Genomic DNA, 12,480 nt, shown 5'->3' with positions numbered 1-12,480 from the left:
CTGCTCCCCCTCTTCGCTTCCGGATTGCCACTGCCATGAGCATGGACCTGCAACGCTTCCACGCCACCTTCTTCGAGGAGAGCCGCGAAGGCCTCGACGCCATGGAGGCTGGCCTGCTGGCCCTGGAATCGGGACAACAGGACCCGGAGATCATCAACTCGGTGTTCCGTGCCGCCCACTCCATCAAGGGTGGCGCAGGCACGTTCGGCTTCGATGCCATCGCCGGGCTGACCCACGTGCTGGAAACGCTGCTCGATGAGCTGCGGGCCGGCAAGCGCGCACTGGAAGGCAACGCCGTCGATGCGATGCTGTCGTCGGTGGACGTACTGCGCGCCCTGTTGCGCGAGGCCGAGCACGGCCAGCCCGCCGATCCTGCAGCGGTCGCTGCGGTGAAGGCGCGCCTGGAAGCGGTGCTGTCCGGCCAGGCACCCGCCGCCGCTGCACCCGCTGCCGCCAGCAAGGTGGACGACACGCCGGAAGCCTGGCAGATCGGCTTCACCCCGGCGCCGTCACTGTTCATGAGTGGCAACGACCCGTTGCGCATCATCCGCGAACTGGAACACCTGGGTTCGCTGCAGGTGGCCGCGCGCATGGATCGCCTGCCCGGCTTCGCCCAGCTCGACCCGCTCGAAGCCCACCTGGCGTGGGACCTGGGCCTGGTCGGCAAGGTGCCGCGGAGCAAGATCGAAGACACCTTCGCCTGGGTGCTGGACGACTGCGAACTGGACATCCGTCCGGCCGCACCGCCAAGCCTGGCCACCCAGGCACCGGCCGCCGCGCCGGTCGCTGCCCCTGCGCCCGCCGCTGCCGCACCGACGGCCAGCACCGGGGCCAGCCAGGAAGCAGAAACCTCCATCCGTGTCAGCGTCGACAAGGTCGATGCACTGATCAACCTGGTCGGTGAACTGGTCATCACCCAGGCCATGCTCAAGCAGGTTTCGCACGCGCTGGACCCGGTGCATGCCGAGAGCCTGTTCGCCGGCCTCGACCTGCTTGAACGCAATACCCGTGACCTGCAGGAGGCTGTGATCGGCGTGCGCATGCTGCCGGTCGACGCAGTGTTCCGCCGCTTCCCACGCCTGGTCCGCGACCTGTCCGGCCGCCTGGGCAAGCACGTGCGCCTGCGCACCATCGGCGAAGGCACCGAGCTGGACAAGGGCCTGATCGAGAAGATCGCCGATCCGCTGGTGCATCTGGTCCGCAATTCCATCGACCACGGCCTGGAAATGCCGGACGTGCGTCGCGATGCCGGCAAGGACGAGACCGGCACGATCACCTTGGCCGCTTCGCACCAGGGCGGTCATATCGTCATCGAAGTCAGCGACGATGGCCGCGGCCTGAACCGCGAGAAGATCCTGGCCAAGGCGCAGGAACGGGGCCTGGCCGTACCGGACAACCCCACCGACTCGCAGGTCTGGGACCTGATCTTCCAGCCCGGCTTCTCCACCGCCGATGCGGTCACCGACCTGTCCGGCCGCGGCGTGGGCATGGACGTGGTCCGCCGCAACATCCAGGCGCTCGGTGGCGAGGTGCAGATTGAAAGTGGCCTCGGCACCGGCACCCGTACGCTGATCCGGCTGCCGTTGACCCTGGCCATCCTCGACGGCATGACCGTGGCGGTGGCCGGCGAAACCCTGATCCTGCCGCTGGCCTACGTGCTTGAAGCACTGCAGCCGCAGCCTGACGACATCCGCAGCATGGCCGGCGAAGGCCGCGTGCTGCGCGTGCGCGGCGAATACCTGCCGATCCTGTCGCTGAGCGAGTACTACGGCTATGGCCAGCGTGCACCCGGCAGTGAATCGCTGGTGGTGGTGGTTGAAGGCGATGGCCAGAAGATCGCGCTGGAAGTGGACGAACTGGTCGGCCAGCAGCAGGTCGTGGTGAAGAACATCGAGAACAACTACCGCCGCATCGGCGGAGTCTCCGGTGCCACCATCCTCGGCGATGGCCGCGTCGCCCTGATCGTCGACATCGGCGGCCTGGTGCGTTCGCTGCGGGTGCCGCAGGCCGCCTGAGCTGCGCTACACGTTGTACCTGACCGCCGCCCTCCGGGGCGGCGGTTTTCGTTTGCGCGCGGGCACGGCAACAATCGTACCCACGCGCAACGCGGCGGCGCCGACAACCGTGAACTCCGTCTTGCTGCACCGTGAACCCGATCGGCGGCTTGGTTTCACCTGAAACCGCGCCATCAGTGCAGAAGGCCCGCCGCTGCGTGCTTTCCGTTGGTTTCCCCTACGCCAGCGAATGTGACATCGGTCCATAAAGTACGGCGCAGCTGCGCCGCTATCTCGGGTTGACGGCAGTCACCGATCCTTCACCCGACACCACCGTTCCCTCCTGCAACGACCTTTTGCCTGCGGCGCCGCCGCCGGTATTCTGCCCACCTTGGAGCACCCTGCATGAAGTGGTTCCACGATCTGCCCATCGCCCGCAAGCTGGCTGTGGGATTCACCCTGACCACCCTGATGACCGTCGTGCTGGGTGCGTTCGCCCTGGTCCGCCTGTCCGAAGCCAACGCCAAGCTGACCTCGATGGCGACCAACGACATTCCATCGGTGCAGTACCTGGGTGAAGTGCGCTCGCAGCTGGGTGAGTTCCGCACCTATGAGCTGGCCCAGATCAGCATGCTGGACCAGCCGGAGAAGGTCGCCGACTACAACAAGCGCATGAACGACACCGCTGCAGTGGTGCGCGAGCAGCTGACGGCCTATGCCAAGCTGCCGGCCGGCGACAAGGAACGCGCGCTGTACCAGACCGTGCAGGCCGACGTCGATGGCTACTTCGCCGCCAATGCCAAGCTGCGTGAAGCGGCTACCGCCGGTGATGGCGAAGCGGCCCGGCAGATTTCCGACGAGCAGTCCCGCCCACTGCGTCGCAAGGCGTTCGAAGACCTGAAGGCGCTGGGTGCGCTGCTGGGTACCCAGATGCAGGGCAAGATCGACGACGCCAACGCGACCCACCGCAACAGCATGCTGGCCATCATCGCCGCCATCGTGCTGCTGGTGGTGGTCGCCGCGACCCTGGCCGTGATCATCTCGCGCGCCGTGGTCGGCCCGCTGGGCAAAGCCGTGCATGCCATCCAAGCCGTCGCCCGCGGCGATCTCAGCGTCACCACCCAGGCCACCGGCAAGGATGAGGCGGGCCGCATGCTGGCGGCTACCGCGGAGATGACCGCGATGCTGCGTCGCTTCTCCGAGCAGACCCAGCTGATGGCACAGATGCATGCCGGCCCCGATATCAGCCACCGCATTCCGGAAGACTTCCCGGGCGTCTATGGCCAGCTCGCCGGCGGCATCAACACGGTGATCTTCGAACACCTCGATGCGATCCGTGATGCCATCGATGTGCTCAACCAGTACGCCACCGGCAACCTCACCCCCGATGCGCGCCGGTTGCCGGGCAGCCGCGCGATCCTGCACGAATCGATGGATGCGGCCAAGGCCAGCCTGCTGGCCATCAACACGCAGATCCAGCACCTGGCATCGGCCGCCGCCGCCGGCGACTTCAGCCAGCGCGGCGATGCACACCGCTTCGATCACGATTTCCGCGTGATGATCGAGCAGCTCAACAGCATGATGGAGGTCGCCGACGGCAATCTTGGCCAGCTGTCGCAGCTGCTGCAGTCCATCGCCGCGGGCGACCTGACCGCACGCATGGACGGCCAGTTCCACGGCGTGTTCGCCCGCATGCGTGACGATGCCAACACCACCGTCGCCCAGTTGACCCAGATCGTCAGCCAGATCCAGGCCAGCACCTCGAGCATCACCCTGGCCTCGGGCGAAATCGCCTCGGGCAACAGTGACCTGTCGCGCCGTACCGAACAGCAGGCGGCCAACCTGGAAGAAACCGCCGCCTCGATGGAGGAACTGACCTCCACCGTGCGCCAGAACGCCGAACATGCGCGCCAGGCCAACCAGCTCGCCATCGGTGCGCATGGCGTGGCCTCGCAGGGCGGTGAAGTGGTCGGCCAGGTGGTCACCACCATGTCGGCCATCGAAGCGTCCTCGAAGAAGATCGCCGAGATCATCTCGGTCATCGACGGCATCGCCTTCCAGACCAACATCCTGGCGCTCAATGCCGCAGTGGAAGCGGCCCGTGCCGGCGAACAGGGCCGTGGCTTTGCCGTGGTCGCCAGCGAGGTGCGCACTCTCGCCCAGCGCTCGGCCGCCGCCGCCAAGGAGATCAAGGGGCTGATCGACGACTCGGTCGGCAAGGTCGCCGAGGGTTCCAGCCTGGTCCACCAGGCCGGCAGCACCATGGGCGAGATCGTCGCGTCGGTGCAGCGCGTGACCGACATCATGGCCGAGATCTCCGCCGCCTCGCAGGAACAGTCGGCCGGCATCGAGCAGGTCAACCAGACCGTGGTGCAGATGGACGAAACCACCCAGCAGAACGCCGCGCTGGTGGAAGAAGCCACCGCTGCAGCACGGGCGATGGAAGACCAGGCCGCACAGCTGGGCGAGGCCGTCGCACGCTTCCGCCTGGCCGCACCGAGCGCGGGCAATGCGATCCCGCGCGCAGCCATGGCCGTGGCCGGCAGTGCTCCGCGCAAGGCGGCGCCCGCATCCATCGCCGCACCTGCGCGCGTACGCAAGCCCGTTGCGCAGCCGGCCCTGGCCGGTGACGGCGACTGGCAGGAGTTCTGATCGCAGCATCGGGGTGGCCGCGCGCCACCCCGTCAGCGGAAAGGCAGCGCCGGGCCATGCCCGGCCCGGGCACCACGCTTGCCCGACCGCCGCGGGCATGGCACAACGGAGCAAACGAGTGCGTTCGGTGCTACATAAATCCGCAACGCAGCCGATACCTCTTTCGAGCCACGTGCCCACACGCGTCGGCGCCCGCCCCTGACCACAGATTCCATGTCCGACGGCCACGACACTGCACTGCCCGAAGTCCATGCGGCCGACGCCGCGGATGATCGCTTTCTGGTCCGCAACCCGCGCCAGGTGCGGCAGCTGCTGCGTTCGCTGATCGAGCAGCGATCACTGATCAACGCCCATATCGACGGCCGCGATCGCTCCTTCCCCACCGCCCTGCTGGAACTGGACGACGACGAGGATTTCCTGCTGCTCGATGGCAGCCCGCAGGAGGCCTCCAACCGCGCCGCCGAACAGTCCGACCACCTGCTCTGCTTCGCCCAGCTGGAACGGGTACTGGTGCGTTTCCGCCTGCATGACCTGCAGCGCGTGGACAACGAGGGCCATGTTGCGTTCCGTGCACCGCTGCCCGATGAACTGGTGCACCTGCAGCGGCGCGAGCTGTACCGGCTGGAAACCCCCATCACCGACTCACCGCAATTGCTGCTGCCACCGGGCGAGGCCCGCGCCGAAGCCTTCTCGATGCGGGTGGTGGACATCAGTGGCGGCGGCCTGGCGGTAACCGTTCCCACCGACTGCGCCATCTTCAGCCTGCAGCAGCGCTACCGGGCGCAGCTGTCGATGCCCGATGGCCCGGACCTGCAGATCGAACTGGTGGTCTGCAACCTGCTGCCGCAACGCCTGCCCAACGGCACCGAAGTCAAGCGCGTCGGCATGCGCTTCGACGACCTGCCTCGCGGTGGCGACAGCGCCATCCAGCGCTACATCTTCCGCATCGACCGCCAGCGCAAGGCACGCCGCAACGGCGAGCTCTGACACCCCCACGGCGGGTAGTGCCGGCCGCTGGCCGGCAACCTCGAAACCGCGTGGATACCGGTGCCAGTAGATCCACGCCATGCGTGGATGCATGCCTCCCCGGTAGATCCACGCCATGCGTGGATGCATGCCTCCCCGGTAGATCCACGCCATGCGTGGATGCATGCCTCCCCGGTAGATCCACGCCATGCGTGGATGCAGGATTGCCGGCCAGCGGCCGGCACTACCCCGCCCAGGTGGATCCACGCCATGCGTGGATGCAGGAACTGCCTAAAGTCCCCCACCCAGGGGCCGATATCGAGCCTGACACCGGCACTTCCGGCAGAACCAGGACCCCTCGATGAACGACAAGAACAGCTCCGCCGCCGGCGCCGATGGCGAATTCCTCAGCTTCACCCTCGGCGCCGAGCACTACGGCGTGGATATCCTCAAGGTGCAGGAAATCCGCGGCTACGACGCCGTCACCCGCGTCCCCGATGCGCCCGACTACATCAAGGGTGTCATCAACCTGCGCGGCACCATCGTGCCGGTGATCGACCTGCGCCTGAAACTGCGCCTGGAAGACGCCCGCTACGACGCCTTCACCGTGATGATCGTGCTCAACGTAGAAGACCGCGTGGTCGGCATCGTGGTCGACAGCGTCTCCGACGTGATCCCGCTGTCGGCCGAGCAGATCCGCCCGACCCCGGAATTCGGCGCAGCCGTCGACACCCGCTTCATCTCCGGCATCGGCACCCACGACGACCGCATGCTGATCCTGCTGGATATCGAAACCCTGCTGGACAGCGCCGACATGGGCCAGACCAACGTCGCCGAAGACGCTGCTGCCTGAACAAACGGACCCTCTTCACGTTTCTGTTACGCAGCCCTTCAGTTCCCCTCATCCACGCCGATAGGGGGACAGAAGCCGGTCGCGCAGGAACGCGCCAAGGCCGGATCCACCATCACCATCCCCGGAGAATCACCCCGATGAAGTCCCTGCTTGCGTTCGTTTCGGCTGCCGTCCTGGCCACCACCGCTTCCTCCGCCTTCGCGCAGTCGGCCGAGATGATTCCGCCGGAGATGGCACCGCGTGCCGTCGGCAAGGACGGCATGGTCTGCGGCAAGGTTGAAAAGGCCCGCTTCGCAGAAGGTTCCGAAGGCCAGCCGACCTTCCTGTACATGGGCGGCGCCTTCCCGCGCCACACCTTCTCGGCACGCATCGCCGGCGAGAACCGCGGCAAGTTCTCCTTCCCGCTGGAAACCCTGGAAGGCAAGACCGTGTGCGTGATCGGCAAGATCCAGCGCGACGCCTCGCGCGCGGAAATCGAAGTCAGCTCGCCGTCCAGCCTGAAGCTGGCCAACATCAAGTAATCCGCTGTCCGTCAGACCGCGCCGGCCAGCGTGCCGGCGTGGCTGTTGCAACCGGGCCCCGCGCCCGGCCGCGTCTGCCTTAGGAGATCGCAACGCCCATGCCGTGGATCAACAACCTGAAACTGATGCCGAAGCTCATGCTGACCTTCGGTGTCCTCTTGCTGGTGATGCTGCTGCAGGGCATCGTCGCCTACCGTGGCCTGCATTCGCTGAACAACGTGACCACCGAACTGGCCGGTTCACGGATGGAGAGCATCCGCATGGCCGGCGAGATGCGCGGCATGCTCGGCGAGTACCGCAACAGCGCCTACCAGCAGCTGATCCGCGCCAGCGACGACGTCAAGGCCGACGCCCGCAAGCAGGCCGTGGAACTGCGCACCAGCATGGACAAGTCGATCAAGGACTATCCGAAGCTGGTCGACAACGCACAGCAGAAGAAGCTGTTCGACACCTTCGCCAAGGACTGGAAGGACGCGCTGGCCTCCTATGACAGCGTCACCGAAATGCTGGAGCTGGACCTGCCCGACGATGCGATCGACACCTTCGTCGGCGAGACCCGCACCAAACACCGCAAGGCCGGCGCCGCGCTTGAAGCGCTGATCGCCGAAGACAACCGCCTCGCCCGCGCCTCGCGCGACGAAGCCGCCTCCACCTACTCCGCCTCGGCGGTGCTGACCGTCATCGCCCTGCTCGGCGGCGCCGCGCTCGGCCTGGTGCTGGTGTGGCTGTTCGCCCGTGCCCTGGTCGGCAGCGTGCGTGGCGCCGTCTCGGTGGCCAACGACGTCGCCGGTGGCAAGCTTGATGGTCATATCGACGTCAGCCGCCAGGACGAAGTGGGCGAACTGATGCAGGCCATGCAGCGCATGCAGCGCGACCTGCGCGAGCGCACCGAAACCGACCAGGCCATCGCCCGCGAAAACCTGCGCATCCGCACCGCGCTGGATTACAGCTCGACCGGCGTCTACCTCACCGACCCCAACAACACCATCGTCTACAGCAACCGCGCCCTGCAGCAGACCCTGGCCCAGTACCAGGACGAGCTGCGCCGCGACCTGCCCGACTTCGACGTCCACGCCTCGCTGGTCGGCAAGCCGGTCACCGTGCTTGAACACCGCGGCGAGATGGACAACACCCTGCTGGCCAACCTCAAGCAGCATGGCGTTGCCCGCCGCCCGATGCAGTACGGCGATGCCCAGTTCGCCCAGGTCGTGTCGACCATCCGCAACGAAGACGGCGACACCGTCGGCTACGTGGTGGAATGGCGCGACCGCACCCAGGAAGCGCAGGTCGAGGCGGAAGTGGCGCGGGTGATCGCCCAGGCCGCTGCCGGCGACCTGTCCGGCCGCATCGATGCCAACGACAAGGAAGGCTTCTTCCTGCAGCTGGCCCAGCAGATCAACGGTCTGCTGGACGCCAACTCGGGCAGCATCGAACAGATCTCCGGCCTGCTCGCCGCACTGTCGCAGGGTGACCTGACCGTGCGCATGCACGGCGACTACCAGGGCGTGTTCGCCCGCATGCGCGACGATGCCAATGCCACCGCCGCGCAGCTTAGCGAGATCGTCACCCGCATCAAGCAGTCCAGCCGTGCGATCAGCTCGGCCGCCGGCGAAATCGCCTCCGGCAACAGTGACCTGTCGCGCCGCACCGAACAGCAGGCCGCGAACCTGGAAGAAACCGCCGCCTCGATGGAGGAGCTGACTTCCACCGTGCGCCAGAACGCTGAGCACGCACGCCAGGCCAACCAGCTCGCCATCGGCGCGCACGGCGTGGCATCGCAGGGCGGCGAAGTGGTCGGCCAGGTGGTCACCACCATGTCGGCCATCCAGGCCTCGTCGAAGAAGATCGCGGAAATCATCTCGGTCATCGACGGCATTGCCTTCCAGACCAACATCCTGGCGCTGAACGCGGCGGTGGAAGCGGCCCGTGCCGGCGAACAGGGCCGTGGTTTCGCCGTGGTCGCCAGCGAAGTCCGTACCCTCGCCCAGCGCTCGGCCGCCGCCGCCAAGGAAATCAAGGGCCTGATCGACGACTCGGTCGGCAAGGTCAACGACGGCTCGGCGCTGGTGCACAAGGCCGGCGCCACCATGGGCGAGATCGTCGCCTCGGTGCAGCGCGTGACTGACATCATGTCCGAGATCTCTGCTGCCTCGCAGGAGCAGAGCGCCGGCATCGAGCAGGTCAATCAGACCGTGGTGCAGATGGACGAAACCACCCAGCAGAACGCCGCGCTGGTGGAAGAAGCCACCGCCGCCGCACGTGCGATGGAAGAACAGGCGGGCCACCTCAGCGAGGCGGTCTCGATCTTCGTGGTAGACGAAGCCGAAGCCGTGGTCGCCACGCGCGCACCGGCACCGCGCGCGTCTGCACCGGCAGCCCCGGCTCCGGCACCGGCCGCACCGCCGGCCCGCCGCAGCACCGGCGGCCGATCCATGGCCACCGAACTGGCTGATGGAGACTGGCAGGAATTCTGATTCCTGCCTGACCCGAGGCACGAGAACGCCCTGGCCCCGCGCTGGGGCGTCTTCGTTTACGGGGCATCTGGATATCCAGCCAACGGCGAAGCCCCTCGGGTGGTCGGTCGAAAAGCTGGGCTGCTGAGGGTTGGCCGGGAGGGTGGGTTGCGCAGGGGACGCCGTGAATACGTCCTTGTAGGCTCGGGCGCGCCATCCATGGCGCTTACGCCCCTGCGCAACCCACCCTCCCGGCCACGGACAGTTTCCGTGCGCGTCCACCCCGGATTGAAGAAAGAAGAGCAGAAGCAACAGCCGCACCGCTTCCGGGGTCGGATCCGTTTCCGCAGGAAAACGGATCCGACCCCTCTCTCCAATTGGAAACCCAACGCTCTTGCTGTCCGACACAGTGGACGACGCGAGGGTTGGGCCGGGGTGGGGTGGCGGGACCGTTGGCGCCAAGGATGGCGCCATCGAGCCCCATGGATGGGTTCATGCGTGTCCTGCCACCCCACCCCGGCCCGACCCAGCACGCAGCAACACAGAGCCGACCAACCTGCCGTTGCCGTTGCCGTTGCCGTTGCTATTGCTGTTGCTTCAAACGCCTGCCGCAGGCAGCGCCGCAGCCGCCGCTGCAAGCAAACCTGAATACGTTCGAACAGCCCACCTCAATCCCCCGCCCCCGCGGCCGATAACGGTCATGTCACCGCTGCTCCCGATCAGCACCGGCGCCTCCACCCACCACCACCCGGGTACTGCTCGATGAATCTCCTGCATCGCTGGCAACACTACTTCAGCAATCTCTCCGTCCGACGCAAGCTCAATCTGCTCACGCTGCTGATCGCACTCGGCGTGATCGCGCTCTCGGTGATCGCTGCCCGCATGCAGTACCTGGACCTGACCGATACCCGCAAGTCTTCGCTGAAGACCCAGGTCGAACTGAGCTACGGCATCCTCGACCACTACCATCGCCTGGCCGGAACCGGCGAGCTCAGCGAAGAAGCTGCCAAGGCCGCCGCGCTGCAGGCGCTGGAAGTCATGCGCGCGCATAACGATACCTATTACTACAACATCTACGACACCAGCTATCACGTGCTCATGCACCCGTTCCGCAAGGATCTGGTGGGCAAGGACATGAAGGACTTCCGTACCGGCGATGGCATCCGCATCTACTACGACCAGATCGAAGCGGCCAAGGCTGGCGGCGGTTTCGTCGCCTATCGCTGGGCCAAGCCCGGCGAGAAGGGCGAAGTCGAAAAGGTCGCCTACGCCGGCCTGTTCAAGCCCTGGAACTGGGTGGTCAGCAGCGGCGTGTACATGGATGACGTGCAACAGCAGGCACTGGTCTTCACCGCCATCATGACCCTGGCCGGCGGCGTGCTGGTGCTGATCGTGCTTGCATTGAGCTGGGTCATCGGCAACCGCATCGCACGCCCACTGAAGCTGGCCACCGCCGTGGCCGAAGGCATCGCCGGCGGCAAGCTGGACAGCCACATCGGCCCGCAGCCGCATGACGAAACCGGTCGCCTGCTCGAAGCCATGTCGCGCATGCAGCAGCAGCTGCACGCGGTCATCAGCGGCCAGCGCGAGATGGCGCGCCGCCACGATGGCGGTGAACTCAGCTACCGCATCGACGCCAGCAGCTTCCCCGGCGAATACGGACTGATGGTGCAGGAAACCAACGTCCTGGTCGGCAGCCACGTGCAGACCCTGCACGATGTGCTGAATGTCGTGCAGCAGTACGCCGTGGGCGACCTCAGCAGCGACATCGCGCGCTATCCGGGCGAAAAGGCGGCGATGACCACCACCGTCGACACGGTCAAGGCCAACCTCGGCCGCATCAACGCCGAGATCAAGCAGCTGGCCAGTGCCGCCGCCGCGGGCGACTTCAGCCAGCGCGGCGATGCACAGCGCTTCGATCACGATTTCCGCACCATGCTGGAAAACCTCAATGCCATGATGGCAGTCAGCGATGACAACCTCGGCAAGCTCTCGCAGCTGCTGTCGTCCATTGCCGACGGCGACCTGACGGCACGCATGCACGGTGACTACCAGGGCGTGTTCGCCCGCATGCGCGACGATGCAAACGCCACGGTCAGCCAGCTGACCCAGATCGTCAGCCAGATCCAGGCCAGTGCCTCCAGCATCACCCTGTCAGCCGGCGAAATCGCGTCGGGCAACAGCGATCTGTCGCGCCGTACCGAGCAGCAGGCCGCCAATCTGGAAGAAACCGCCGCCTCGATGGAAGAACTGACCTCCACCGTGCGCCAGAACGCCGAGCACGCCCGCCAGGCCAACCAGCTCGCCATCGGCGCGCATGGCGTGGCCTCGCAGGGCGGCAGCGTGGTCGGCCAGGTGGTCACCACCATGTCGGCCATCGAAGCATCCTCGAAGAAGATCGCCGAGATCATCTCGGTCATCGATGGCATCGCCTTCCAGACCAACATCCTGGCGCTGAACGCCGCAGTGGAAGCGGCCCGTGCCGGCGAACAGGGCCGTGGCTTCGCCGTGGTCGCCAGCGAAGTGCGTACCCTCGCCCAGCGCTCGGCCGCCGCCGCCAAGGAGATCAAGGGGTTGATCGACGACTCGGTCGGCAAGGTCGCCGAGGGTTCCAGCCTGGTCCACCAGGCCGGCAGCACCATGGGCGAGATCGTCGCCTCGGTGCAGCGCGTGACCGACATCATGGCCGAGATCTCCGCCGCCTCGCAGGAGCAGTCCGCCGGCATCGAGCAGGTCAACCAGACCGTGGTGCAGATGGACGAAACCACCCAGCAGAACGCCGCGCTGGTGGAAGAAGCCACCGCCGCCGCGCGGGCGATGGAAGACCAGGCCGCACAGCTGGCCGACGCCGTGGCGATCTTCCGCCTCGACAACCAGGTCGCTGTCGCAGTGAAGGCGGTGACCGCCAAGGTCGCGCCGAAGGCTGCCAGCCCTGCGCCTTCGCGACCGTTGTCGACGCCCGCACCGATCCGCCGTACCCACTCCAGCACCGTCGTCTCCAACGACGGCGACTGGCAGGAATTCTGATCCTCGCGGCGGCT

At 66.6% G+C, this 12,480-nt stretch carries 7 protein-coding genes; all 7 read left to right on the top strand.

Translation table 11 applies throughout. The features are described 5' to 3' along the window. The first annotated feature begins 35 nt into the window (after positions 1-35). The 7 genes from D0Y85_RS09935 to D0Y85_RS09905 all read left to right on the top strand — a co-directional run bounded on the left by D0Y85_RS09935 (position 36) and on the right by D0Y85_RS09905 (position 12,466). Positions 36-2,015, top strand: a complete 1,980-nt coding sequence (locus tag D0Y85_RS09935) for a chemotaxis protein CheA (RefSeq protein WP_025878970.1) — start codon at positions 36-38, stop codon at positions 2,013-2,015. 384 nt (positions 2,016-2,399) lie between these two features. Then, the gene (locus tag D0Y85_RS09930) at positions 2,400-4,646 is read left to right on the top strand and encodes a methyl-accepting chemotaxis protein (RefSeq protein WP_117310342.1); all 2,247 of its coding nucleotides are present in this window, start codon (positions 2,400-2,402) and stop codon (positions 4,644-4,646) included. Positions 4,647-4,859: 213 nt separating this feature from the next. Beyond that, positions 4,860-5,633 carry a flagellar brake protein gene (locus D0Y85_RS09925; protein ID WP_117310341.1) on the top strand — a complete coding sequence of 258 codons (774 nt, stop codon included), beginning with the start codon at positions 4,860-4,862 and terminating at the stop codon, positions 5,631-5,633. Between the two features lie 340 nt (positions 5,634-5,973). Then, positions 5,974-6,465 carry a chemotaxis protein CheW gene (locus D0Y85_RS09920; RefSeq protein WP_117310340.1) on the top strand — a complete coding sequence of 164 codons (492 nt, stop codon included), beginning with the start codon at positions 5,974-5,976 and terminating at the stop codon, positions 6,463-6,465. 137 nt (positions 6,466-6,602) lie between these two features. Next, complete coding sequence (locus tag D0Y85_RS09915) at positions 6,603-6,986, top strand: hypothetical protein (RefSeq protein WP_025878966.1); 384 nt, start codon at positions 6,603-6,605, stop codon at positions 6,984-6,986. A 98-nt stretch (positions 6,987-7,084) separates the two neighbouring features. Further along, positions 7,085-9,460: a methyl-accepting chemotaxis protein gene (locus D0Y85_RS09910; protein ID WP_117310339.1), complete on the top strand. Its 2,376-nt coding sequence runs from the start codon at positions 7,085-7,087 to the stop codon at positions 9,458-9,460. Between the two features lie 741 nt (positions 9,461-10,201). Further along, the gene (locus D0Y85_RS09905) at positions 10,202-12,466 is read left to right on the top strand and encodes a methyl-accepting chemotaxis protein (RefSeq protein ID WP_117310338.1); all 2,265 of its coding nucleotides are present in this window, start codon (positions 10,202-10,204) and stop codon (positions 12,464-12,466) included. Positions 12,467-12,480 lie beyond the last annotated feature (14 nt).

The organism is Stenotrophomonas sp. G4, from assembly GCF_003428825.1.
Taxonomy (GTDB): domain Bacteria; phylum Pseudomonadota; class Gammaproteobacteria; order Xanthomonadales; family Xanthomonadaceae; genus Stenotrophomonas; species Stenotrophomonas indicatrix.
This window is presented reverse-complemented; position numbering and strand designations above follow the sequence as displayed.

Bases quoted from the DNA above. Each gene is read 5' to 3' on its own strand.
- D0Y85_RS09910 (WP_117310339.1), top strand. From the start codon at position 7,085: ATGCCGTGGATCAACAACCTGAAACTGATGCCGAAGCTCATGCTGACC.
- D0Y85_RS09935 (WP_025878970.1), top strand. From the start codon at position 36: ATGAGCATGGACCTGCAACGCTTCCACGCCACCTTCTTCGAGGAGAGC.
- D0Y85_RS09930 (WP_117310342.1), top strand. From the start codon at position 2,400: ATGAAGTGGTTCCACGATCTGCCCATCGCCCGCAAGCTGGCTGTGGGA.
- D0Y85_RS09925 (WP_117310341.1), top strand. From the start codon at position 4,860: ATGTCCGACGGCCACGACACTGCACTGCCCGAAGTCCATGCGGCCGAC.
- D0Y85_RS09915 (WP_025878966.1), top strand. From the start codon at position 6,603: ATGAAGTCCCTGCTTGCGTTCGTTTCGGCTGCCGTCCTGGCCACCACC.
- D0Y85_RS09920 (WP_117310340.1), top strand. From the start codon at position 5,974: ATGAACGACAAGAACAGCTCCGCCGCCGGCGCCGATGGCGAATTCCTC.
- D0Y85_RS09905 (WP_117310338.1), top strand. From the start codon at position 10,202: ATGAATCTCCTGCATCGCTGGCAACACTACTTCAGCAATCTCTCCGTC.